This window comes from Streptomyces sp. NBC_01428, assembly GCF_036231965.1.
In the GTDB taxonomy this organism is placed as follows: domain Bacteria; phylum Actinomycetota; class Actinomycetes; order Streptomycetales; family Streptomycetaceae; genus Streptomyces.
On the sequence record NZ_CP109499.1, the window covers coordinates 8,275,778 to 8,299,925 of the forward strand.

Annotated in this window: 20 protein-coding genes; 10 read left to right on the top strand and 10 right to left on the bottom strand. The window is 71.1% G+C overall.

Going from position 1 to position 24,148, the window contains the following annotated elements; translation table 11 throughout:
- The 3 genes from OG406_RS36105 to OG406_RS36115 all read right to left on the bottom strand — a co-directional run bounded on the left by OG406_RS36105 (nt 1) and on the right by OG406_RS36115 (nt 2,660).
- Entirely contained in the window at nt 1-420 is a 420-nt protein-coding gene (locus OG406_RS36105) for an STAS domain-containing protein (RefSeq protein ID WP_266610593.1), read from the bottom strand.
- Nucleotides 417-1,316 carry an STAS domain-containing protein gene (locus OG406_RS36110; RefSeq protein ID WP_266610591.1) on the bottom strand — a complete coding sequence of 300 codons (900 nt, stop codon included), beginning with the start codon at nt 1,314-1,316 and terminating at the stop codon, nt 417-419. Before OG406_RS36110 ends, OG406_RS36105 begins: the two co-directional genes overlap by 4 nt.
- 171 nt (nt 1,317-1,487) lie before the next feature.
- Entirely contained in the window at nt 1,488-2,660 is a 1,173-nt protein-coding gene (locus OG406_RS36115; RefSeq protein ID WP_164370191.1) for a PP2C family protein-serine/threonine phosphatase, read from the bottom strand.
- A 228-nt stretch (nt 2,661-2,888) separates the two neighbouring features.
- Here OG406_RS36115 and OG406_RS36120 point away from each other — a divergent pair, with 228 nt between their 5' ends.
- Nucleotides 2,889-3,320, top strand: coding sequence for a MarR family winged helix-turn-helix transcriptional regulator (locus tag OG406_RS36120; protein ID WP_081222650.1), 432 nt, complete (start codon nt 2,889-2,891; stop codon nt 3,318-3,320).
- A gap of 271 nt (nt 3,321-3,591) precedes the next feature.
- Here OG406_RS36120 and OG406_RS36125 read toward each other — a convergent pair whose 3' ends face one another.
- Nucleotides 3,592-3,969, bottom strand: a complete 378-nt coding sequence (locus OG406_RS36125; protein WP_107482874.1) for an STAS domain-containing protein — start codon at nt 3,967-3,969, stop codon at nt 3,592-3,594.
- A gap of 268 nt (nt 3,970-4,237) precedes the next feature.
- Between OG406_RS36125 and OG406_RS36130 the strand changes: the two genes are divergently transcribed.
- The 4 genes from OG406_RS36130 (at nt 4,238) to OG406_RS36145 (ending at nt 8,221) form a co-directional block, all read left to right on the top strand.
- Complete coding sequence (locus tag OG406_RS36130; RefSeq protein WP_267051748.1) at nt 4,238-4,699, top strand: MarR family winged helix-turn-helix transcriptional regulator; 462 nt, start codon at nt 4,238-4,240, stop codon at nt 4,697-4,699.
- Nucleotides 4,696-5,658, top strand: a complete 963-nt coding sequence (locus tag OG406_RS36135; RefSeq protein WP_329189901.1) for an ABC transporter ATP-binding protein — start codon at nt 4,696-4,698, stop codon at nt 5,656-5,658. Before OG406_RS36130 ends, OG406_RS36135 begins: the two co-directional genes overlap by 4 nt.
- Nucleotides 5,618-6,478: an ABC transporter permease gene (locus OG406_RS36140; RefSeq protein ID WP_329189903.1), complete on the top strand. Its 861-nt coding sequence runs from the start codon at nt 5,618-5,620 to the stop codon at nt 6,476-6,478. Before OG406_RS36135 ends, OG406_RS36140 begins: the two co-directional genes overlap by 41 nt.
- 114 nt (nt 6,479-6,592) lie before the next feature.
- A complete protein-coding gene (locus tag OG406_RS36145; protein ID WP_164370185.1) occupies nt 6,593-8,221 on the top strand; it encodes an MFS transporter in 1,629 nt (542 codons plus the stop codon).
- Nucleotides 8,222-8,348: 127 nt separating this feature from the next.
- Here OG406_RS36145 and OG406_RS36150 read toward each other — a convergent pair whose 3' ends face one another.
- Nucleotides 8,349-11,081 carry a SpoIIE family protein phosphatase/ATP-binding protein gene (locus tag OG406_RS36150; protein ID WP_164370184.1) on the bottom strand — a complete coding sequence of 911 codons (2,733 nt, stop codon included), beginning with the start codon at nt 11,079-11,081 and terminating at the stop codon, nt 8,349-8,351.
- Between the two features lie 188 nt (nt 11,082-11,269).
- Between OG406_RS36150 and OG406_RS36155 the strand changes: the two genes are divergently transcribed.
- The gene (locus OG406_RS36155; RefSeq protein WP_267051750.1) at nt 11,270-11,506 is read left to right on the top strand and encodes a DUF6296 family protein; all 237 of its coding nucleotides are present in this window, start codon (nt 11,270-11,272) and stop codon (nt 11,504-11,506) included.
- Here the strand turns inward: OG406_RS36155 and OG406_RS36160 are convergent.
- The 3 genes from OG406_RS36160 to OG406_RS36170 all read right to left on the bottom strand — a co-directional run bounded on the left by OG406_RS36160 (nt 11,478) and on the right by OG406_RS36170 (nt 15,194).
- The gene (locus OG406_RS36160) at nt 11,478-12,020 is read right to left on the bottom strand and encodes a GNAT family N-acetyltransferase (RefSeq protein WP_267051751.1); all 543 of its coding nucleotides are present in this window, start codon (nt 12,018-12,020) and stop codon (nt 11,478-11,480) included. The genes OG406_RS36155 and OG406_RS36160 overlap by 29 nt on opposite strands.
- A 152-nt stretch (nt 12,021-12,172) precedes the next feature.
- The gene (locus tag OG406_RS36165; protein WP_267051752.1) at nt 12,173-12,904 is read right to left on the bottom strand and encodes an AAA family ATPase; all 732 of its coding nucleotides are present in this window, start codon (nt 12,902-12,904) and stop codon (nt 12,173-12,175) included.
- A 10-nt stretch (nt 12,905-12,914) separates the two neighbouring features.
- The gene (locus OG406_RS36170; protein ID WP_164370180.1) at nt 12,915-15,194 is read right to left on the bottom strand and encodes an MMPL family transporter; all 2,280 of its coding nucleotides are present in this window, start codon (nt 15,192-15,194) and stop codon (nt 12,915-12,917) included.
- A gap of 345 nt (nt 15,195-15,539) precedes the next feature.
- Between OG406_RS36170 and OG406_RS36175 the strand changes: the two genes are divergently transcribed.
- Nucleotides 15,540-17,933, top strand: coding sequence for a M4 family metallopeptidase (locus OG406_RS36175; protein ID WP_266853206.1), 2,394 nt, complete (start codon nt 15,540-15,542; stop codon nt 17,931-17,933).
- Between the two features lie 87 nt (nt 17,934-18,020).
- On the opposite strand, the gene OG406_RS36180 is transcribed toward OG406_RS36175, so the two are convergent.
- Nucleotides 18,021-18,641: an L-threonylcarbamoyladenylate synthase gene (locus OG406_RS36180; RefSeq protein ID WP_164370179.1), complete on the bottom strand. Its 621-nt coding sequence runs from the start codon at nt 18,639-18,641 to the stop codon at nt 18,021-18,023.
- 134 nt (nt 18,642-18,775) lie between these two features.
- Between OG406_RS36180 and OG406_RS36185 the strand changes: the two genes are divergently transcribed.
- Together OG406_RS36185 and OG406_RS36190 are read left to right on the top strand one after the other, a co-directional pair.
- Nucleotides 18,776-19,849: an NAD(P)H-dependent amine dehydrogenase family protein gene (locus OG406_RS36185; RefSeq protein ID WP_267051753.1), complete on the top strand. Its 1,074-nt coding sequence runs from the start codon at nt 18,776-18,778 to the stop codon at nt 19,847-19,849.
- 11 nt (nt 19,850-19,860) lie between these two features.
- Nucleotides 19,861-20,340, top strand: a complete 480-nt coding sequence (locus OG406_RS36190) for a carboxymuconolactone decarboxylase family protein (RefSeq protein WP_266619777.1) — start codon at nt 19,861-19,863, stop codon at nt 20,338-20,340.
- An 88-nt stretch (nt 20,341-20,428) separates the two neighbouring features.
- On the opposite strand, the gene OG406_RS36195 is transcribed toward OG406_RS36190, so the two are convergent.
- Entirely contained in the window at nt 20,429-22,072 is a 1,644-nt protein-coding gene (locus tag OG406_RS36195) for a GMC oxidoreductase (protein ID WP_164370177.1), read from the bottom strand.
- Nucleotides 22,073-22,392: 320 nt separating this feature from the next.
- Here OG406_RS36195 and kstD point away from each other — a divergent pair, with 320 nt between their 5' ends.
- The gene (gene kstD, locus OG406_RS36200) at nt 22,393-24,132 is read left to right on the top strand and encodes a 3-oxosteroid 1-dehydrogenase (protein ID WP_329191092.1); all 1,740 of its coding nucleotides are present in this window, start codon (nt 22,393-22,395) and stop codon (nt 24,130-24,132) included.
- The last annotated feature ends 16 nt before the right edge of the window (nt 24,133-24,148 follow it).

The window sequence follows — 24,148 nt, forward strand, 5'->3', positions numbered from 1 at the left end:
TCACGGGCGCTCCTGGCGTGCTGGACCGTGGTGAAGGGCCGTCGGCGCCGCGGTGAGCAGGCGCATGGCCTCCTCGGCATCGAGCGCGGTGCGCAACCCGGGCAGGGTGAGGCCCAGTTCCACCAGGGTGATGGCGACGGCGGGCCGCATGCCCGCGACGACGGTCTGCGCCGCGAGCAGTCTGGCGTGCGCCGCGACCTCCGCGAACACCCGCCCCAGGAAGGAGTCGACGATCTCCACCCCGGAGATGTCGATGACGACACCGGTGACCGAACTGGCGGCGATGGCCTCGCCTATGTCCCGCTGCAGCCGCTCGGCCGCCTCGTCGTGCAGATCGCCCTGCAACGTCACCAGGAGGACGTCACCGAGCTTCAGTACGGGGACGTGGGCGCCCGCGGGCCCGGCGATCGGGCCGTTCACCGCGCGCTCGGGCCGGTGCGGTCCTGGTCGACGATCGCGATGCCCTGGCGATTGAGGGCGTACGCGAGAGCGTCGGCGAGGCTGGCGCGGGTGACGACCTCGCCCAGGTCGATGCCGAGGTGGACGATGGTCTGCGCGATCGCGGGCCGGATGCCCGAGACGATGCACTCGGCGCCCATCAGGCGGGCGGCGGCGACGGTCTTCATGAGGTGCTGGGCCACCAGCGAGTCCACGGTCGGCACGCCCGTGATGTCCAGGATGGCGAAGCGGGCCTGCTGGGCGACGACCGCGTCGAGCAGGCTCTCCATCACGACCTGGCTGCGGGCGCTGTCGAGGGTCCCGATGAGGGGGACGGCGACCACGCCGGTCCACAGCTTGATCACGGGCGTGGCCACCTCCAGCAACTGGAGGCGCTGGCGGTCGATGAGCTCCTGCCCGGCACTGAGGGTGGTCTCCAGCACGACCAGGCGGAGGGTGCCCAGGAGCGCGGTGAGGGTGACCGCGCACACCTCGGCCCGCTCCCGGGAGCCGTCGGCGAGATCCGCGCTCAGCAGCTCGGACGCGGCGGGCCGCAGTGCCGCCACCTCGTCGGCGATCTGTGCGGACGTGGCGCCGGTCCGCGCCCGGGAGGCGGCCATGCGCCCCAACTGGTCGCGCACGGTGGCGAACCCGCCGGCCCCGAGGTCCTCGACGCGGCCCGCGGCGGCGACCGCGGCGAGCGCTTCCACGACGGACCGGCCGGCCTCCACCGCCTCGTCCCGCGAGACGGTGAAGACGGTGCGGAACAGCGCCTCGTCGGCCCAGCGCTGGGCGATCTGCTCACGGCGCCTGCGCAGGAACTCACCGACCTCCTGAGCCGCCGACTCCTGCTGCACCGCCGCCTGATGGTCCGCCACGTGTTCGTCTCCTTCGTCCGTGCGCCGCGCCGACGAGCGTGTTCCCGCCCGGGCATGATCTCTTGTCGTACGGCAACTGTAGCGATGGCCCGATCGCGGCCGACACCCGCTCGACGTCAGCGGCCCACCGGGCGGGCGCCCGACCGCTCGGCCGGCGCGAGGCCCGCGGCCCTACTCCGCCGCCTGCGGCCCGTGCCAGTCGAGGCACACCACGAGGGCGTCGTCCTCCGGCTTGGGCCTGCCACGGTGTCCGGTGAGCTCGCGGAGCACGGCACGGGGCACCTCCGTCGCGGGCAGCAGCTGGGTGGAGGTGATCGCCATCGCGAGGGCCTTCTCCCCGTACGCCTCCCCGCCAGGGCCGGCGACGGCGTGCACGCCGTCACTGACGAACAGGAGCCGGTCGCCGGGCTCCACCTGGAACTCCTGCACGAAGTAGTCGGTCTCCTCGAACATCCCGAGGGGCAGCTGGGCCTCGAAGCCGATCCGCTCGACCGACCTGCCCCGCAGCCGCAGCATCTGCGGCGAGCCCGCGTCGATCACCCGCAGCCGGCCGGTCGACAGCTCGAAGTCGAGCATCAGCACGGACAGGTGCGAGGTGCCCCGGTACTGGGCGTAGATCGCCTGGTCGGCGAGGGCCGCCTGATCCTGCAGGGAGATCCCCGCACGGCGCGCGTTGCGCAGCGCGTTGATCCCGAGGTTCGTGAGCAGCGAGGCCTCGATCCCCTCGCCCATGCCGTTGGTGATGTACAGGAGCAGCCGGTCGGCGCTCGCCGACCAGTCGAAGTTGTCGCCGAAGATCGCGTAGGCGGGCTCCAGCTGCGCGCCGAGCTCGTACTCGGGCCGGGCGCAGGAGCGGCCCGGCAGCAGCTGCCACTGCATCTCGGCGGCGAGTGTCAGCCGGTCCTTGCGGCGCGCCTGCAGATACAGGTCGGTGTCCCGCTCGGCCACGAGCACCTCGTGGGCCAGGACCTCCGCGACTTCGGACAGCTCGGCGAGCGTCTCCTCGTCACACGCCTCGGAGGGCAGCGTGACGGACAGGACGCCGAGCCGGTCGCCGCGCACCGTCACCGGGAGGTGCGCGCGTACCCGCCGGCCGGTGCGCTCCTCGACGAAGGGCTCCTGGGCCCCGAAGGCCCGCCCCTCGGGGCTGCTGTGCACCGGGATCGGTTCCAGGGTGTGCGGAAGCACCGACACGGGCTGGAGGACGGTCAGACCGTAGTCCGCCATGAAGAGCTCGACGGATTCGGCCGTGTACCGATCGCACAGGACGGCACGGACGGCGTCGAGGAGTTGGTGGGGAGCCGCGGTGCGCAAGGCCCGCTCCGCGGCCACGAATCTGTTCACGATGTCGGATACGCCATTCTTCGACTAGTACGATGCCGGGTCCGAGCTCCGGGAAGCCGGACCGGCATACGAGGGACCCGGTATTTACTGCTTTGTTCCTGTCCCAGCCCCTGACAGGTGTTTTGCTCCTGTCCTTGCCCCCGACAGGCTGACAGTGCCCGAGAAGACTGGGAGAGTGAAACCGTGACTTCCTCCGGCCCGCGTCCACAGCCCGGTGAGGTGGCTCGCGTGACCTCCGAGGCCGCCGAGCTGCTGGAGATCCTGTGGGGGAGGGCCTCGACGGCTCCGGTCTCCGCCTCCCAGCTGCGCGTGCTGTTCATCCTGGAGCACGACGAAGGCATCAACCTGCGGACGCTCGCCGACGCGCTCGGCTCCACGCCGCCCTCGACGAGCCGACTCTGCGACCGCCTCCAGGCCGTGGGGTTCATCGAGCGGGCGCCGAGCGCCACCAGCCGCCGGGAGCTGCGTCTGTTCCTGAGCGCACGCGGGCGGATCTTCCTCACGGAGCTGCGCGCGCGGCGCGAGCGCGCCGTGGAGGCGGTGCTCGCCCAGATGCCGGCCGCGCAGCGGACCGCGCTCGCGGAGGGCCTCGCGGCCTTCTGCGCGACGGCGGCCGCCCAGCTCCACGAGGACGACGCGCCGGCCGTCCGTACGGCCTGAGCCGCGGGCCGGGCCGGGCCGGGGGCCGACGGCCGCGGGCTCGCGCGATGCGCGAGCCGCCCGGGCTCCGCATCGCTCACGCACTGCGCCATCTCGGCTCCTCTCCGCTCTTCGGGGGCGCTCACTTTGTTGCCTCACGTCCATAGTTGTCAAATGGCAACTATCGCTCGCACGATCTCGGTCTCACGTCCTTCTTCGCAGGTCGACGGGGTCGGTGCGGGGTACGGGTGCGAGGTCCGCGACCGCACGGGGTTCGGGCGAACCGACAGGCCTAGTGGGGCGAGGTCCCCTCGCCCACGTGCGCGAGTGCCGCTTCGACGCCGTCCAGCGACGCGATCGTGAGGCTGACACCGGTGAGATCCAGGACGCGGCGGACCATCGGGGCGGGCGACACGAGGCACACGCTCCCGCCGGCGCGGCCGGCCTCGTCGTGCGCCTTCAGGAGCGCGTTGATGCCGGAGGAGTCCATGAAGGGGACCTCGGACAGGTCGAGCAGCAGATGCCGGCGGCCCGCCCGTATCTGGTCGGCCAGCCGGTTCCGCAGCTCGGGAGCCGTCTCGACGTCCAGCTCCCCGGCGACGGTGACCAGGGCGATGCCGTCGCCGTACGGGGTCACCTCGATGGACACAGGAGCTGGTTCGGCCGGCACGTCTACCTCCAAAGGACACTGATCCGTCGGGAATCGTCCGGCGTCGGTGACGCCGGTGAGCAGGTCAACGGTTACCCCCCGAATCGGGCTGCACACCTTCGGCTTCGGCGCCGGGCGCCCTTCCGGACGCAGTGTTCCGGGTCACGCGGCGCGCGCTCCCGGGGCGCGGCGCCCGCTCCGGCGCACGGGACGGCTGGTGTCCACTGCTTGCCGCCTCTTGACCCTCCCTTTCCCGAAATGCCTCTGACACAGAGCTAATCTCGAAGACGTGGAACAGGAGCCGGAGAATTTCCCCGAGGCACTGTCGGACGCCCTGGCCGGACTGCAGCGGCTGATCAGACGGCGGCTGCGCGGCGGCACGGACGGGCCGCAGCTGCGCGGCGCCGAGATCGACCTGCTGCGGCTGGTCGCCGAGCGGCCCGGTCTCGGCGTGTCCGAGGCGGCCAAAGAGCTGTACCTGGCGGGCAACTCGGTCTCGACGCTGGTCAACCAGCTGGTCCGGGACGGCTATCTGATCCGGGAGACCGATCCGGCCGACCGACGGGCCGCCCGGCTGCTGACCACCCCCGCCGCCGACACCCGGCTGCGTGACTGGCGGCAGCGGCGCGCGGTGCTGGTGCGCCGCCAGGTCGACCGGCTCGACCCCGCCGAGCGCGCGGCCCTGGAAGCCGCCCTGCCGGCCCTGCACCAGCTGGCGGCGAACCTGCACGAGGAGGCCGAGGAGTCATGACACGGTACGAGAGCGGACCGGCGGAGCCCGCACGGCGGGACGGCAGGGCGGCCGCCGGGGAAGCGGCACCTGCCGAGGCCGAGGCCGCGGGCACGGCGCCGGCGACCGGGGCGGCCGACGGGACGACCGCCGCGCCGAACGCCGTGTCGTGCTCCGGGCTCGTCTACGCCTTCGGCGAGACCACCGCGGTCGACGGCCTCGATCTCGACGTGCGCGACGGCGAGGTGTTCGGCCTGCTCGGACCCAACGGCGCGGGCAAGACGACCGCCATCCGCTGCATCACCACCCTCCTGCCCGTCCCGGCCGGCAGGGTCCGCGTCTTCGGGCACGACGCCACGCGGGAACAGATGTCCGTACGTCGCCTGTTGGGCTACGTCCCGCAGCAGTTGTCCGCCGACTCCGGGCTCACCGGCAGGGAGAACGTCGAACTGTTCGCCCGTGTCTTCGACGTCTCCCGCCGTGAGCGCGCCGCCCGGGTCGAGCAGGCGCTCACCGCGGTCGACCTCACCGATGCCGCCGACCGGCTCGCCAAGACGTACTCCGGAGGCATGGTCCGCCGTCTGGAGCTGGCCCAGGCGCTGGTCAGCGCACCCCGGCTGCTGATCCTCGACGAGCCGACCATCGGTCTCGACCCGATCGCCCGCACCAGCGTGTGGGAGCACATCAACGCCGTGCGCGCCGCCACCGGCATGACCGTCCTCGTGACGACCCACTACATGGACGAGGCCGACCAGTACTGCGACCGGGTCGCGCTGATGCACCGCGGACGCGTCCGCGCCCTCGGCACCCCGGAACAGCTCAGGAAGGGCCTCGGCGAACGCCGCGGAACCACCGGGGACGGCGAACTGCCCACGCTGGAGGACGTGTTCCGGGACATCGCCGGCAGTGGACTCGACGACCGTTCAGGAGAATTCAGGGATGTCCGAAGCACCCGCCGCACCGCTTCCCGTGTCGGCTGAAGCGCCCCCGCTCACGAACCTCGACCTGCTCGTGGTCCCGCCCCGGGCCCGTACGGGCTGGCGGGTGCTGCCCGCCCGGGTCGCCGCGATGTGCGCGGTCGAACTCCAGAAGCTCCGGCACGACCGGACCGAGCTGTACACGCGGGCGATCCAGCCCGCCCTGTGGCTGCTCATCTTCGGGGAGACCTTCACCCGCATCCACGCCATCCCCACCGGCGGCATCCCCTACCTCGACTACCTGGCGCCCGGGATCATCGCCCAGTCCGCGATGTTCATCGCCATCTTCTACGGCATCATGATCATTTGGGAGCGGGACGCCGGCATCCTCACCAAGCTCCTCGTCACGCCCACGCCCCGCTCCGCGCTCATCACCGGCAAGGCGTTCGCCGCCGGGGTGAAGGCGCTCATCCAGGCCGTGGTCGTCGTGGTGATCGCCGCGCTGCTCGGCGTGGCCCTGACCTGGAACCCGCTGCGGCTGCTCGGGGTGGCGGTGGCCGTCATCCTCGGCTCGGCGTTCTTCTCATGCCTCTCGATGACGATCGCCGGCATCGTTCTCACCCGCGACCGGCTCATGGGCATCGGACAGGCCATCACGATGCCGCTGTTCTTCGGCTCCAACGCGCTCTACCCCGTGGCGGTCATGCCGGGCTGGCTCCAGGTCATCAGCAAGGTCAACCCGCTCAGCTATCAGGTCGACGCGCTGCGCGGGCTGCTGCTCGGCACCCACGCGCACCTGGCACTCGACTACGGCGTCCTCGTCCTGGCCGCGGCCCTCGGCATCCTGTCCGCCTCCTCCCTGCTGGGGCGACTGGCCAGGTGAGACGGGGTCTCCGGGCGGATACGAAGATCGATTGGTGGGGTCGGGCGGTCGGGCATAACGTCGGTTGGGTGACCATGCACGTTCGTCGCCGACCCTAGATGCGGGGCCCTCTCCATGACGGCCGATCACGTGACATCCTCCGAGTCCGCCGACTCTCCGCAGCGGGGCAGAGGAAGCGGCATCGCCCTTCTCGTCATCGCCTCGTGCCAGTTGATGGTGGTCCTCGACATCACCATCGTGAACATCGCGCTGCCGCACATCCAGACGGCCCTCGGGTTCTCCACCGAGAACCTGTCCTGGGTCATCAACGCGTACACGCTGACCTTCGGCGGTCTGCTGCTGCTCGGCGGGCGGTCCGGGGACATCCTCGGACGCCGCCGCATGTTCATGTTCGGCGTCCTGCTCTTCGTGTTCGCGTCCCTGCTCGGCGGACTCTCCCAGGACTCCTGGCAGTTGCTCGCCGCACGCTCGCTCCAGGGCGTCGGAGGAGCCATCGCCTCGCCGACCGCGCTGTCCCTCATCACCACGACCTTCCGCGAAGGGCCCGAACGCAACCGGGCGTTCGGGGTGTTCGCCGCCGTGTCCGCGGGCGGCAGCGCGATCGGGCTGCTCGCGGGCGGCATCCTCGTCGAATGGCTCGACTGGCGATGGGTCTTCTTCGTCAACATCCCCATCGGCCTGCTGATCGTGCTCGCCACCCCCCGCTTCATCAGGGAGTCCGAGCGCCACCCGGGCCACTTCGACCTCCTCGGCGCCCTCACGTCGACGCTGGGCATGGTGCTACTGGTCTACGGCTTCATCCGGGCCTCGGAGGAGGGCTGGAGCGACCCCATCACGCTCGGCGCCTTCGGCGCGGCCGTGGTGTTCCTGATCGCGTTCATCGCCGTCGAACGCCGGTCGAGACAGCCCATCACGCCGCTGTGGATGTTCCGCGACCGCAACAGAGCGGGCGTCTACGCGATGATGCTGAGCCTCTCCGCGGCCATCTTCGGGATGTTCTTCTTCCTGACCCTCTTCGTGCAGAACATCCTCGGATTCAGCCCGCTCAAGGCCGGCTTCGCCTTCCTGCCGGTGAGCGTGGTCATCGCGATCGGCGCGGGCTTCGCCTCCAACCTGCTGCCCCGCTGGGGACCCAAACCCTTCATGGCCGTGGGCGCGATCCTGGCCGCCGCGGGCCTCGGCTGGCTGACGCTCACCGACGTCAACAGCACCTATCTCGGCAGCATCCTCGGCCCCACGATCGTCTTCGGCTTCGGCATGGGCCTCCAGTTCGTGTCGCTGACGCTGATGGCGGTGTCCGGAGTGGCACCGAAGGACGCGGGCGCCGCCTCCGGCATCCTCAACGCCACCCAGCAGGTGGGCGGCTCCCTCGGCCTGTCGGTGCTGGTCACCGTCTTCGGCACGGCGAGCCGCAACGAGGCCACGGACCAGGTCAAGAAGTTCCTTTCGACCGCGAACCCGGCGCAGCGGCTGGAGTTCCGCAGAACGGGACAGCTCCCGAAGCCGTTCAGCGACCAGGTGCTGACCTCCGGCATCTCGGGTTCCTTCGTCGCCGCGGCCGCCTTCGCCGTCTTCGCGGCCCTCGTCGCCCTGATCGTCATCCAGGTGCGCCCCTCCGACCTGGAGCGCCTCCAGGGCGGCGCGGCCTCCCTCGTGCCGGCCGAGGGTTCCGGCGCCGGCGAGGGCGTGAGCGGTACGGCGCACACACGGGACTCCGGTGAGGGGCCGGGGCCACCCGGCTGACGCGCAGCCGTTCCCGGCCGGGCCCGGTCATCCGGGCCCGGCCCTTTCGCGCGCCGCTCCGGTGGCGTCCGGCCGGCTCACCGGCCGTCCTCACCAGCAGTCCTCCTCGCCGCCCCGACGGCCGCCGTCAGGGCAGGGGCTGCTCCGCCCAGATCACCTTGCCCTCGGGGGTGTAGCGGGTGCCCCAGCGGTCGGCCATCTGGGAGACCAGGAACAGGCCGCGCCCGCCCTCGTCCGTCGAGGCCGCGTACCGCAGGTGCGGCGAGGTGCTGCTGCCGTCGAGGACCTCGCAGATCAGGGTGCGGTCGTACAGCACGCGGACCCCGATGTGACCGTTGCCGTAGCGGATGGCGTTGGTCACCAGCTCGCTCAGGATCAGCTCCGTGGTGAAGGCCATCTCGTCCAGTCCCCACTCCGTCAGGCGCCGGGTGACGGCGGCACGCACCTCACCGACGGCGGCGGGCTCGGACGGCACGTGCCACTCCGCGATCCGGTCGGGACCCAGCGCGTGGGTACGGGCGACGATCACAGCGATGTCGTCGCTCGGACGGGCCGGCAGCATGGCCTCCAGCACGGCCTGACAGGTGTCCTCCGGGGAACGGTCGGCGCCGGTCAGCGCGGTGCGCAGCATTTCGAGACCGACGTCGATGTCGCGCTCCCGGTCCTCGACCAGGCCGTCCGTGTAGAGCACGAGCCGGCTGCCCTCCGCCAGCTCCAGCTCCGCCGTCTCGAACGGCAGTCCGCCGAGACCGAGGGGCGGCCCCGCGGGCACGTCGGCGAACTCCACGCTGCCGTCGGGACGGACCACCGCGGGCGGCGGATGCCCGGCCCGGGCGAACGTGCAGCGGCGGGTCGTGGGGTCGTAGACGGCGTAGAGGCAGGTGGCTCCGGTGACCGCGGCCGTACCGCCCTCGGGCAGCTCGTCCTGGTCGATACGGCCGACCAGCTCGTCCAGGAGGCCCAGCAGCTCGTCGGGCGGCAGGTCGAGCGAGGAGAAGTTGTGGACCGCCGTGCGCAGTCGCCCCATCGTCGCCGCGGCGAGCAGTCCGTGCCCCACGACGTCCCCCACGACCAGGGCGACCCGCGCGCCGGGCAGCGGCAGCACGTCGAACCAGTCACCGCCGACGCCCGCCTGCGCGGGCAGATAGCGGTAGGCGAGGTCGAGGGCGCTCTGCTCCGGCAGGCTGCGCGGCAGCAGACTCCGCTGGAGCGTCACGGCCATCGTGTGCTCGCGGGTGTAACGCCGTGCGTTGTCGATGGACACCGCGGCGCGGGCCACCAGTTCCTCGGCGAGGGTGACGTCCTCGGCGTCGAAGGGCTCCGGCTTCTCGGAGCGCCAGAAGTTCACCACTCCCATGACCATCGGCCCCACCCGCAGCGGGACGGTGATCAGGGAGTGAATCCCGTACTCCAGGATCTGCGCCGTGCGCGCGCGGTCCTGGTCCAGCCACCCGGGGGCGCCCCCGAGGGCGGGCTCCACGACGGCCTCGCCGGTGCGCAGGCTGTGGGCCTGCGGCGAGGAGGGGATGAACCCGATGTGCTCGCCGACCGGGTACAGCGGCGCGTCCTTGCGGATGCCGCCGGAGGCCGTGCGGCGCAGACCGGTGCCCGTGTCCGGGTCCTGTCCGCTCAGCACCGCGTCGGCCAGGTCCACGGTGACGAAGTCCGCGAACCGCGGAACGGCGACCTCCGCCAGTTCCTCGGCCGTGCGCGTGACGTCCAGGCCGGTCCCGATGCCGACTCCGGCGTCGTAGAGGAGTTTGAGGCGTTCGCGGGCCGTCTCGGCGCGGCCGGAGAGCGCGCGCAGTTCGGTCGAGTCACGCAGTGTGGCGACGCTGCCCGCCGGGCCGCCCCGCAGATCGGTCGGCCGCTGGTTGATGGCCAGCAGACGGTCGCCGACCAGGTGCACCTCGTCCGTCGCGACGCGTCCGGAGGCGAGCAGCTCCGCGGTGTCCGCGTCGAGGCCGAGTTCCTCGACACTCCGCGCCTCGGCGTCCGGGGGCAGGTCGAGCAGGCGGTTCGCCTCGTCGTTGGCGAGCAGCAGCTGCCCCTCGCCGCCGACGATGATCACCCCCTCCCGTACGGAGTGCAGCACCGCGTCGTGGTGTTCGTACATCCGGGTCATCTCGTACGGGCCGAGGCCGTGGGTCTGGCGCAGCAGCCGCCGGGTCACGAGCGCCGTGCTCGCGGTGGCCAGCGCGAGCGCCACCCCGGCGGCGCCCAGCACGAGGGGCAGCTGGCGGTCGGCGGCGCCGCCGACGTTCGCCGTGGTGATGCCCGCCGACACCATGCCGACGACCTTGCCGTCGGGTGCCTTGATGGGGACGGTGGCCTGGACGAGCGGTCCGATGGTCCCGTTGACCTGTTCGGTGATGGAGTGCCCGGCGAGGACGGGTGCGGTCGTCCCGACGAACTTCTTCCCGATCCGGTCCGGCTTGGGATGGGTGTAGCGGATCGCGTCGGTGTTCAGGACGACGATGAAGTCGACCTTCGACGCCTTGCGGGCCGCCTCGGCGCTGGGCTGCAGCAGCGCGGTCGGGTTCGGGGCGCTGAGCGCCGCGCGGGTGCCCGGAGCGTTGGCGAAGGTCTCGGCCACGGCGAGTGACCGGCCGCGGGCCTCCTGCGTGCTGTCGTGCCGCACCTGGAGCACGAGGGCGACCACCGCGGCGACGACCAGGAGCAGCACGATGACCACTTGCAGCACGAAGACCTGTCCGGCGACGCTGCGCCCGCCGAGTGCGGAGCGGAGCCCGCTGGACGGGCCGCGTCGGTGCTTGCCTTCGTGTGACCCACGCTGTCGGTGCGCTGTGCTGTGGCGGCGGGTCGACTGAGCCCGGGTTCGACCCAATAGTCCGACCATGTGCTATGTCTACACTGCCCGGCGGCTGGTGGCGAGGGGCGTCACCCACAGTGAGCACCCGGCGTTGCGGCCGGACGGACGTCCCGGAGCCCGGTCGGCGGGAGCGGCGCTGCTCTCGCGGACATCTGGCGGCATCATGGACACGTATCCCTTTTGTCTACTTTGCCGCTTCGGCGCGGGAGGCCTGCATGAAGACCGTGGACCGCTACCGGCTGACCTTCACCCATCCCGGACCGGACGCGCGCATGGTCACGGACCAGGTGATCGTCGAACGGACGGAGGCCAAGGGTCCGGGCGGCCATCCCGTGTACAGCGATCCCACCGGCATCCTGCGCGCCGAGATCAGCCCGGTGGGCGAGGTGCGCATGCTGGCCAGCGGTGCCTACCAGACACCGATCAACCCGGCCGCCGAACCGATGGCCTGATCCCGTCCTCCCCGGGGGCCGCGCGGCCCGCCGACGGGAGGGCGAGCGTGAAGCGGAGTGCCGGACGGCCGTTGAGGACGAGGTCACCGGCGGGCAGGAAGCCCGTGCGGGCCAGCACGGCCAGGGAGGCCGCGTTGTCGACGGTCGCGGCGGCCCGCAGGGTGCGCAGTCCGTACGCGGTCGCGGCCAGCCGGCAGACCTCCCGCACCGCGGCCGTGGCGAGTCCGCGCCCGGCCGCCCGTTCGGCGACCCGGTATCCGAGGTCCGCCGAGCCCTCCGCCACGTCGACCAGGTTCACACGGCCCAGCACCGCGCCCGTGTCGTCCACCACGAGGTGGAAGAAGCACAGGCCGGCCGCCTGTTCGGCCAGCCGCTCACGGTGAAGGGCGTCGAAGCCGGCGAAGAAGGCGTCGCCGCGGTCGGGGATCGACGCCGCGAAGTAGGCGCGGTTCTCCCGCTCGAAGGCGAGCAGTGCGGCGGCGTGGTCCGGGCGGAGCGGTTCGAGGTGGGTCACCGGACCATGCTAGGGATGCGTCCGGTACGCGGCACCAGGATTTTCCGCGCCCGCCGTCCGCCGCCCCCGCCCGCCTTCCGCCGCCCGCGCCCTCCGTCCGCGCCCCCGTCGTCCCGGTGGACGGCCCGGCCGACGGCGGGACGGGGCCGCCGTCAGGGTTCGACGATGTGCCGCAGATAGGCCCGTGGGTCGGCGAGATAGTGGCGCCAGTGGTTCACGAGGTCCAGTTCTGCCCAGTCGACCCCGCGCATGCCGTGGTCCCCGACCTCGACGATGTCCGCGCCCGGCAGCGCCGTCAGGAGAGGGGAGTGGGTGGCGCAGACGACCTGGCCGCCCTCCTTCGCCAGCCGGTCGATGTGCCCGACGAGTTCGAGGCACGAGGAGAAGGAGAGCGCGGCCTCCGGCTCGTCCAGGACGTAGAGCCCCGCCTGCGTGAACTTCCCCCGGAACGCGGCGAGGAAGCCCTCTCCGTGGCTGACCGACTCGGGCGCGAGTCCTTCCCTGCCGAGCGCGTCCAGCGCGGTCTCGGCTCTCAGGAAGAAGCCCTTGCGGGCCGCCCAGCTCGTGGCCATGCGCCGGCCTCGGGGCGCCGCGTCGAACCGGATGCGCTCGCCGAGCGCCGACTTCTCGCGGGCGGAGGCGTAGCGCCAGTCGTGCGAACCGCCGTAGGAGTCGAGGCCGAACCCCTCCGCGAGCGCCTCGACCAGCGTCGACTTCCCGGACCCGTTCTCCCCGACCAGGAAGGTCACCGGCGCCGTGAACCGCAGGCCCTCGTCGAGCAGTTGCCGGACACACGGCACCGACCAGGGCCAGCCGGTCCGGTCGACGCCGTCCTGCGGGCCGGGCCCGGCGGGGAGATGGGCGTACGCGCGCTCGACGATCACGCGACCGGTGTCACCCGTCGGCCGGTGGACGTGCCCGATCCGCGGCGTGCGGTGCGGGTTCGCCCTCGGTGTCGATGTGCGGCAGGATCCGGTCGAGCCACCGGGGCGTCCACCAGGCGTGGGCGCCGAGCAGTGTCATCACGGCCGGAACGAGCAGCAGTCGTACGACGGTCGCGTCGATCAGCACGCTCACGGCGAGTCCGAGTCCGAGCATCTTGACGACGATGTTGTCGCTCAGGATGAAGGCGGCGAAGACGCTGACCATGATGAGGGCGGCGCAGGTGATCACCCGTGCGGTGATCTCCAGGGCGTGCGCGACGCTCGCCTTGGCGTCACCGGTGCGCAGCCAGGCCTCGCGGACCCGCGACAGCAGGAAGATCTCGTAGTCCATGCTGAGCCCGAAGATGATCGCGAACATCATCATCGGCACGTAGCTCTCGATGGGCACCTTGCCCGCCACCCCGAGCGACGGCCCGCCCCAGCCCCACTGGAAGACGGCGACGACGACCCCGTAGGAGGCGGCGATGGACAGGACGTTGAGCACCGCCGCCTTGAGCGCGACGAGCAGTCCGCGGAAGACGATCAGGATGATGATGAAGGCGAGGGCGACGACCACGGCGATGATCAGCGGCAGTCTGCTCGCGACGATGTCACGGAAGTCGACCTGGGCCGCCGTGGTCCCGGTGACATAGCCCTTGGCGACGGTGCCGGACACGGCCTGCGGGAGGGTGTCGTCGACCAGGTGGTTCGTCAGGTCGGTGGTCACCTGGTCCTGCGGGGACTGCTTGGAGAAGACGGTGCCCACCAGGACGTCGCCGTCCTGGGTGGCGGTGAGCGGGGTGACGGTGGCCGCGCCGGGCACGCCGGTGAGGGCCTTCTTCGCGTTCGACGCCAGCGCCGAACGCTGGTCGGACGGCACGTCGGTCTGGTCGATGACCACGGTCAGCGGCCCGTTGGAGCCGGGTCCGAAGGCGTTCGACATGATGTCGTACGCCCGCCGGTCGGTGAAGGACGTCGGGTCCGCGCCGTCCCCGATGTGCCCGAGCTGGATGGAGAACAGCGGAATGGCCAGCACCACGACCGTGATCACACCGCCGGTGAGGAACCACCAGGGGCGTCGCTCCACCCGCTGGGCGTAGCGGTGCCAGGTGCCGTGTGCGGGCTGACCGGGATCGGCGTCCGTCTCCGCGACGGGCCTGCGCAGGTGGTAGCGGTCCATGTGCCGGCCGATGAGGCCGAGCAGGGCCGGGACGATGGTGAGCGCGCCGGCCACGGCCGAGACGACCGTGACGGCCGCCGCGAGGCCCAGCTTGCTGATGAAGGAGACGCCGGAGACGGACAGCCCGGCCAGGGCGATGATGACGGTGCACCCCGAGACGAGGACCGCCCGGCCGCTGGTCGCGGTCGCCCGTCCCGCCGCGTGCACGGGATCGATGCCGTCGATGAGGTTCTGCCGGTGACGTGTGATCAGGAACAGGGCGTAGTCGATGCCGACGCCGAGTCCGATCATGGTGGCGAGGGTCGGTGACACGGTCGCGAAGGTGAACGCGGCGGCCAGCAGGCCCAGACAGGCCAGACCGCCGACCACGCTGATCAGCGCGGTCACCAGCGGCAGACCGGCGGCGATCACACTGCCGAAGCCGACGAGCAGGACGACGATCGCCACCGCGAAGCCGATCGCCTCGCTGATCCGGTCGTTGGCCGCGGGGCGGGCCAGCTCACCCAGCGGACCGCCGTACTCGACGTCGACACCGGCCGACCGAAGCGGCTTCACGGCGCTGTCGACGCCGTGGAGGTAATCGTCGCCGAGCGTCGAGGGCTGCACGTCGAAGCGGACGGTGATGTACGCCGTCTTCCCGTCGTCGGACAGCGGTCCGACGTTCGGCTGCTGGGACTGACCCGACGACTGCGAGCCCGGCGGCGGCAGCGGGTTCTGCGCCGCCAGCACGTGCGGCAGCTTCTGCAGATCGCCGACCGTCTGGTTCATCTGGGAACTGAGCGACGTCAGCGGCTTCTGCGTGTCCCGCAGCACGACCTGGCTGCTGTAGCCGCCGGCTGCCGGGTCGTGCTCCTTGAGGACGTCCACGCCCTTCGTGGACTGCACTCCGGGGAGGGTGAAGTTGTCCGAGTACTCTCCGCCGAACGAGCGGTTCAGCACCTGCAGCACGGCCAGGACGACCAGCCAGGCCACGATCACGATCACGAAGTGGCGGGCACACCACTCTCCCAGCCGCCGTAGCGTTCCGGGCTTGTCCTGCCCGCCCCCTGAAGTGGCCTGCGTCGCCGACATGCGTTGCTCCCGGGGGAAGAGGACCCTCCGACGCCCTCATTAAACGACGGGACGATCATCGCGGCCCGGCGGGACGCGGGGCGCGAGGACGCCGGTGACGTGCGGCGGCACGGCGGCCGGCAGGGTGTTCCCTCACCGCGGCGTAGGGATAACCCTCGATCGGTGGCGAGGCGATGTCATGCATCGGTCAACAGTGCAATCCTTCCCCCACCTGTACGGCAGGTCGCGTCCGACCTGCCCACGGTCGCGTTCCCGCACGCCCCTGCTCAGCTCGTCCCGGACAGCACACCCGTCTGCCCGGTCTGTCACCGGCCGCCGACCGCGGCCGAAGCAGTAGGAGTACGAGTGAGACGTATCCCCCGTCAGGCGACCGCGGCCGGAGCCCTGGTGGCCACCGCCGCTTTCCTGGCCGTCGGCATACAGACGGTCCCGGCAGCCGCCGACCCCGCCCCCCACACCACCCCCCTGCGCACCGGGGGGCTGGAAGCGAAGCTTTCCCCCGCCCAGCACACCGCCCTGCTGACGAAGGCGTCGCAGCGGACGACGGACACCGCCGGTCTCCTCGGTCTCGGCCCGAAGGAGAAGCTGGTCGTCAAGGACGTCGTCAAGGACAACGACGGCACCCTGCACACCCGTTACGAGCGCACCTACGCCGGACTCCCGGTGCTCGGCGGCGACGTGGTCGTCCACACCCCGCCCGCCTCCCGGGCCACCGGAACGGTCGGCACGACCTTCAACAACAAGCACACCATCAAGGTCGCCACCACCACCGCGTCGTTCACCAGGACCGCCGCGGGCGCCCAGGCCCTGAAGGCCGCCAAGGCGCTCAAGGCGCAGAAGCCCGCGGCCGACAGCGCCCGCAAGGTGATCTGGGCCGGCACCGGCACCCCGCGCCTCGCCTGGGAGACCGTGGTCAGCGGGCTCCAGGACGACGGCACGCCCAGCAAGCTGCACGTCGTCACGGACGCGACCACCGGCAAGGAACTCAGCCGGTACGAAGGCGTCCAGACCGGCACCGGCAACACCCAGTACAGCGGCACCGTGACGCTGAACACCACGCTGTCCGGCTCGACCTACCAGCTGACCGACAGCACGCGTGGCGGCCACAAGACCTACAGCCTCAACAACGCCACCTCCGGGACCGGCACCCTGATGACGGACGCCGACGACACCTGGGGAACCGGCGCCGGCTCCAACACCCAGACCGCCGGCGCCGACGCGGCCTACGGCGCCCAGATGACCTGGGACTTCTACAAGAACACCTTCGGGCGCAGCGGCATCAAGAACAACGGCGTCGCGGCCTACTCCCGCGTCCACTACAGCTCGGCGTACGTCAACGCCTTCTGGGACGACAGCTGCTTCTGCATGACCTACGGCGACGGCTCCGGCGGCACCCACGCGCTGACCTCGCTGGACGTGGCAGGCCACGAGATGAGCCACGGTGTCACCTCCAACACCGCCGGCCTGGAGTACTCCGGTGAGTCCGGCGGGCTCAACGAGGCGACCTCCGACATCTTCGGCACGGGCGTCGAGTTCTACGCGGCGAACTCCTCCGACGTGGGCGACTACCTCATCGGCGAGAAGATCAACATCAACGGCGACGGCACGCCGCTGCGCTACATGGACAAGCCCAGCAAGGACGGCGGCTCGGCGGACAGCTGGTACTCCGGCGTCGGCAACCTGGACGTCCACTACTCCTCGGGCCCCGCGAACCACATGTTCTACCTCCTCTCCGAGGGCAGCGGCACCAAGGTCATCAACGGTGTCACCTACAACAGCCCGACCTCCGACGGTGTCGCCGTCGCCGGCATCGGCCGGGCCGCGGCCCTCCAGATCTGGTACAAGGCGCTGACGACGTACATGACGTCCAGCACCAACTACGCCAGTGCCCGCACCGCCGCGCTGAACGCCGCGACCGCGCTCTACGGCTCCGGCTCGGCCCAGTACGCCGGGGTGGCCAACGCCTTCGCCGGCATCAACGTGGGCAGCCACGTCACCCCGCCCACGAGCGGAGTGACCGTCACCAACCCGGGCAGCCAGTCGGCCACCGTCGGCACCGCGGTGAGCCTGCAGATCGCGGCGAGCAGCACCAACAGCGGCTCTCTCACCTACGCGGCGTCCGGTCTGCCGGCCGGTCTGTCGATCAACGGCTCGACGGGCGCCGTGACCGGCACGCCGACGACCGCGGGGACGTACAGCACCACCGTCACCGTCACGGACAGCACCGGTGCCACCGGCACCGCGACGTTCACCTGGACGGTGAGTTCGTCGGGCGGCGGAGGCACCTGCACCGCCAAGCAGCTGCTCGGCAACCCCGGCTTCGAGTCCGGCAACACCACCTGGACCGCCAGCAGCGGAGTCATCACGACCGACACCGGCCAGGCGGCACACGGCGGTTCCTACAAGGCCTGGCTGGACGGCTACGGCTCGACCCACACCGACACGCTGTCCCAGTCGGTGGCCGTGCCGAGCGGCTGCAAGGCGACGCTCACCTTCTACCTGCACATCGACACGGCCGAGACGACCACCAGCACCGCGTACGACAAGCTCACCGTCACGGCCGGCTCCACCACGCTGGCGACCTACTCGAACCTCAACAAGGCCACCGGCTACGTCCAGAAGACCTTCGACCTGTCCTCCTTCGCCGGCTCCACCGTCGCGCTGAAGTTCAGCGGCGTCGAGGACTCCTCGCTCCAGACCAGCTTCGTCGTGGACGACACCGCCCTGACGACCAGCTGACCGGCACCACCGGCACCGCCTGAACGACGGCGACCGCGCCGTGGGTCCTCCGCGAGGACGACCCACGGCGCGGATCCGTTTCCCCGCCTACTCGAACCGTGACGGGTCGCCCGCGCCCAGCCGTACGATCTCGGGCTCCCCGGAGGAGAAGTCGACGACGGTCGTCGGCTCCGTACCGCAGTCGCCGGAGTCGATCACGGCGTCCACCACGTGATCGAGCCGGTCCTTGATCTCCCAGCCCTGGGTGAGCGGCTTGTCCTCCTCCGGCAGGAGCAGCGTGCTCGACAGCAGCGGCTCACCGAGCTCGGCGAGGATCGCCTGCGCGACGACGTGGTCGGGGATGCGCACGCCGACCGTCTTCTTCTTCGGGTGCAGCAGCCGGCGCGGGGCCTCCTTCGTCGCGGGCAGGATGAACGTGTAGCTGCCGGGCGTCGCCGCCTTGACCGTCCGGAAGACCGCGTTGTCGATCCGTACGAAGTGCCCGAGCTGCGCGAAGTCCTCGCACATCAGCGTGAAGTGGTGCCGCTCGTCGAGCTGGCGGATCGAACGGATGCGGTCGATGCCGTCCTTGTTGCCGAGCGCGCAGCCGAGCGCGAAGCACGAGTCCGTCGGGTAGACGATCAGTCCACCGCTGCGGACGATCTCCACCGCCTGGCTGATGATGCGGCGCTGCGGGTTGTCCGGGTGCACGTCGAAGTACTTGGCCATGCACCCGAGCTTAGGTCCTGTCGCCCCGGCCGGTCCGGGCCCGCCCGGCCCCCGGGGCGTGCCCGTCCGGGGCCGGAATCTTTTCCCCGGTCACGGCTATGGGAACCTCGCGGTCGGCTCGCTACCCTCCGCGCATGATTTCCACGGTGGTCTGGGGTACCGGCAATGTCGGCCGCGCGGCCATCCGCGCCGTCGAGGCCCACCCGAAGCTGAAACTCGCGGCGGTGCTCGTCCACGATCCCGGGAAGGTCGGCCGCGACGCGGGCGACCTCGCCGGGCTCGACCACGGCCTCGGCCTCGCCGCGACCGACGACATCGACGCCGCCCTCACCCAGGGCCCGGGAGCCGTGGTCTACGCGGCATCCGGCGACATCCGGCCCGACGAGGCGCTCGCCGACATCGCCCGGGCGATCCGGGCCGGCGCGGTCGTCGTCACCCCCGCTCTCTATCCGCTCTACGACCAGCGCAACGCGCCGCCGGAGTTCCGGGAGCCGATGCTCGCCGCCATCGCGGACGGCGGCGGCTCCCTGTTCGTCTCCGGTGTCGACCCCGGCTGGGGCAACGACGTGCTGCCCCTGCTGATCAGCGGCCTCGGCACGACGATCGACGCCATCCGCTGCCAGGAGATCTTCGACTACTCCACCTATGAACAGGAGGAGTCCGTCCGCCACCTGGTCGGTATGGGACAGCCGATGGACTACGAGCCGCTGATGCTCGCCCCGTCGATCCCGACGATGGTGTGGGGCGGCCAGATACGGCTGATGGCGCGCGCCCTCGGCGTCGAACTCGACGAGATCCGCGAGACGTTGGAACGTCGTCCGCTGGCGACGACGGTGACCACCCGCACGATGGGGGAGTTCGCGGCCGGCACGCAGGGCGCCGTGCGCTTCGAGGTGCAGGGGATCGTCGACGGCGAGCCCCTCATCGTCATCGAGCACGTCACCCGCATCCACGCGTCCTGCGCGCCGGACTGGCCGACGCCGCCCGACGGCGACGGGGCCCACCGCGTGATCATCGAGGGCCGCCCGCGGATCGAGGTCACCGTCGAGGCGACCGACGAGGGCGAGAACCGTTCCGCGGGCGGGAACGCCACCGCCGTCGGCCGGCTGGTCGGCGCCGTCGACTGGCTCGTGGACGCGGAGCCCGGCCTCTACGACGCACTCGACGTCCCGCTGCGACCGGCAGTCGGCCGACTCGGAAGGAAGTGACGACCATGACCATGCACATCGACATCCCCGAGGGGCAGGAGCCGATCGGGTACGTGTGGGGGGACATGGTCCCCGGTATCGGTATGGCGGCTGCGAACTTCTCGCTGTCGGTGTACGCCCACACGACGCTGGGGCTGCGCGAGTTCGAGGCGGCGCGGCTGCGCGTCGCGCAGATCAACGGCTGCATGTTCTGCCTCGACTGGCGCACCGAGCGGGACGGCCTGAAGGTCGAGGAGGAGTTCGCGGACGCCGTGACCGGGTGGCGTACCACCGACGCGTTCGACGAGCGGACCAGGCTGGCCGCCGAGTACGCCGAGCGGTACGCCCTGGACCACCACGGTCTGGACGAGGAGTTCTGGGGCCGGATGACCGCGTGCTACAGCCAGCGGGAGATCGTGGAGCTGAGCATGAGCATCGGCTCGTGGCTGGCGTTCGGCCGGCTCAACCACGTGCTGGGCCTCGACAGCGTGTGCGTGCTGCCGACGCACTGAGGCGGCCGACGCACGGAGGAGACCCGGGCCGCTCGGGCGGCCCGGACCGTCTCGGGCGGATGTCGGCCGGTCCCAGGGCGTGGAGGCCCTAGAGGTCGGTGGCGATGATCTTCTCGATGTTGCGTTCGGCGAGCGCGGTGATGGTGACGAACGGGTTGACGCTGGTGTTGCCCGGGATGAGCGCGCCGTCGATCACGTACAGGCCCGCATAGCCCTGGAGGCGGCCGTAGTTGTCGGTCGCCTTGTTGAGGACGGCACCACCGAGCGGGTGGTACGTGAGGTGGTCGCCCCAGATCTTGTACGTGCCGAAGAGGTCGGTCCGGTAGATCGTGCCCTCCTTCTTGTTGATCTTGTCGAAGATGGACTTCGCCATGTCGATGGCGGGCTGCTTCCAGGCGGTCTGCCAGTTCAGGTCGACGTTGCCCGTGGCCGCGTTCCAGCTGAACTGGGCGCGGTTGGGGTTCTTGGTGATGGACAGGTAGAACGACGCGAAGGTCTCGATGCCGGTGGGCAGGGGCGCGACCTCGGCGAACGCGCCGCCCGCGGCCCAGTTGTCGATGCCGCCGCAGGGGATGCTCGACTGGAGCGAACCGGTCGGGTCCCAGATGTGGTTGGCCCGGCCGCACATGACGTTGCCGTTGTCGCCCCAGCCCTGCCCGATCTCGCCGTTGAGGGAGGGCAGTGCCCCGGTCGCCTTCAGCTTGACCAGGAGCTTGCTGGTGCCGACGCTTCCGGCGGCGAAGAACACCCGGTCCGCGGTGACCGTCTTGGAGGCCGTCGCGTCACCGTTGGTGTTGAGCTCGTCGATCAGGACGGTGTAACCGCCGCCCGCCGCGGGGGAGACCGAAGTGACCTTGTGCAGCGGGGAGATGGTGACCTTTCCGGTCGCCCTGGCCTGGGCGAGATAGGTCTTCTGCAGGGACTTCTTGCCGTAGTTGTTGCCGTAGAGGATCTCCGCCGCGAGCGCCGACTTGGGCGCGGTGCCGGCGGCCTCCTGCTTCATGTAGTCCCAGTCGTACACGTCGGGCACGAACACGAACGGGAAGCCCGAACGCTGGGCCTGCTTACGGCCGACCCGGGCGTACTGGTAGCAGTCGGTCGTGTCGAACCACGCCGGGTCCACCAGTCCCACACCGAGGTTCGCGTTGGCGCGGGGGTAGTACGTCGAGTACATCTCGTCGGCGTTCACGGACGGCAGGACGGCGCCGAAGTTCTCCCGCTTGGGGGTGACCGCCATACCGCCGTTGACCAGCGAGCCGCCGCCCACGCCGCGGCCCTGGTACACGATGATCTGCCCCATCTCCTCGGCGTCCAGGATTCCCGTGTAGCGGGGGATGGACCGGTCGATGGGGAAGCCGAGGAAGTTGCTCAGGGGCTGTTTGGTCTTGGTGCGCAGCCAGTACGAACGGTAGTCCGGGCTGGTCGTGTTGGCGAAGATCTTGCCGTCCGAGCCGGGGGTGTCCCAGGCCATGCCCATCTCGACCATCTGCACGTCGACGCCCGCCTGGGCGAGCCTCAGGGCGGCGACGGAGCCGCCGTATCCGGTGCCGATCACCAGGACGGGGACGTGTGCTCCGGAGGGGATGGAGGCGGCGGCCGTGACGGTCGGCGCCGGGGCCGCGACGGCGCGTCCGGCGAGGCTCACGGCCCCAAGAATAGAACCTGTTCCAGCAATGAATCGTCGGCGCGAGACACCTCTGGAATCCTTGCTGGGCTGGTTGATGTCACTCATGTGACGCTCCTCACTCTGGGATGAGTGGGAACACGTTCTACTGTTACTGGCTTGTTAAGTCACTACATACCAGTTGGTAACTTGTGTCCGATCTTGGGTGGTCCGCCGGGGCCCGGTCCGTTCGCTCTTGACTTCACAAGACCCTTGCGCGAAATTCCTGACGCTGCATCAGAACCGGTACGGCGGGGGCTTGTCGGCCTCCGGAACACGCAACACCCCCACCTTCCCCCGCCCTGCTGGAGCGACCTGCCATGTCCTCGCACACCTACCCCGCCAGACCTGCCGACCCCGCCCCCGTGTCTCGCCCGTCACGGCGCCGTGTGCTCGGCGCGGCCACGGGAACCGGACTCGCGCTCGCCACCGGACTCGCCACGGCCACCGGCGCCACGGCGGCCGACCTGCCCGCCCTCGGCACCTACGACGTCGTCGTGGTCGGATCCGGAGCTGCGGGCATGACGGCCGCGCTGACCGCCGCGAAACAGGGTCTGAGCTGCGTCGTCGTGGAGAAGGCGGCCACCTTCGGAGGCTCGGCCGCCCGCTCGGGCGCGGGCATCTGGATCCCCAACAACCAGGTGATCCTCGCCGCCGGGGTCCCCGACACCCCGGCCAAGGCCGCCGCCTACCTCGCGGCCGTCGTCGGACCGGACGTCTCCGCCGACCGGCAGGCGGCCTTCCTCGGCCAGGGGCCCGCCATGATCTCGTTCGTCATGGCCAACAGCCCGCTGCGCTTCCGCTGGATGGAGGGGTACAGCGACTACTACCCCGAGCTGCCGGGCGGCCTTCCGGCCGGCCGCTCCATGGAACCCGACCAGCTCGACGGGAACATCCTCGGCGCCGAACTCGCCCGGCTGAACCCGGCGTACATGGCCGTCCCGGCCGGCATGGTCGTCTTCAGCGCCGACTACAAGTGGCTCACCCTCGCCGCCGTGAGCGCGAAGGGCGCGGCCGTCGCCACGACGTGCCTCGCCCGAGGGACCAAGGCCGCGCTGCTCGGCCAGAAACCGCTCACGATGGGCCAGTCCCTGGCGGCCGGCCTGCGCGCCGGACTGCTCGCCGCCCAGGTTCCGGTGTGGCTCAACACCCCGCTGTCCGACCTGTTCATCGAGAACGGCGCCGTCACCGGCGCCGTCGTCACCCGGGACGGCGCGGCCGGCCTCGTACGGGCCAGGCGCGCCGTCGTCGTCGGATCGGGCGGCTTCGAGCACAACGCCGCGATGCGCGCCCAGTACCAGCGGCAGCCCATCGGGACCGACTGGACGGTGGGGGCCAAGGAGAACACCGGTGACGGCATCCAGGCGGGGCGGCGAGCCGGAGCAGCCCTCGACCTCATGGACGACGCGTGGTGGGGACCCGCGATCCCGCTCCCCGGTGAGCCCTACTTCTGCCTCGCCGAACGCACCCTGCCCGGCGGCCTGCTGGTGAACGCGGCAGGAGCGCGCTTCGTCAACGAGGCCGGGCCCTACAGCGACGTCGTGCACACCATGTACGAGCGGAACGCGAGCGCGCCGGACATCCCGGCCTGGCTGGTCGTCGACCAGAACTACCGCAACCGCTACCTGTTCAAGGACGTCGCGCCCACGTTCCCGTTCCCCGACTCCTGGTACACCTCCGGTGCCGCGTACAAGGAGTGGACCCTCGACGCGCTCGCCGGCCGGATCGGCGTCCCCGCCGCCGCCCTCCGCGCCACGGTCAACCGCTTCAACAGCCAGGCCCTGAACGGCAGGGACCCCGACTTCCACCGGGGCGACAGCGCCTACGACCACTACTACACCGACCCCGCCGTCCACCCCAGCTCCTGCCTCGCCCCGCTGTGGCTGCCCCCGTTCCACGCCTTCAGGATCGTCCCGGGCGACCTCGGCACCAAGGGCGGCCTGCGCACGGACGCCCGCGCCCGCGTCCTGCGCCCCGACGGCACACCGATCCCCGGCCTGTACGCGGCGGGCAACGCCAGCGCCGCCGTCATGGGCCACAGCTACGCGGGCGCGGGCTCCACGATCGGCCCGGCGATGACGTTCGGCTACATCGCCGCACGCGACATCGCGGCGAACGCGGCACGCTGAGCGGGAGCGGGAGCGG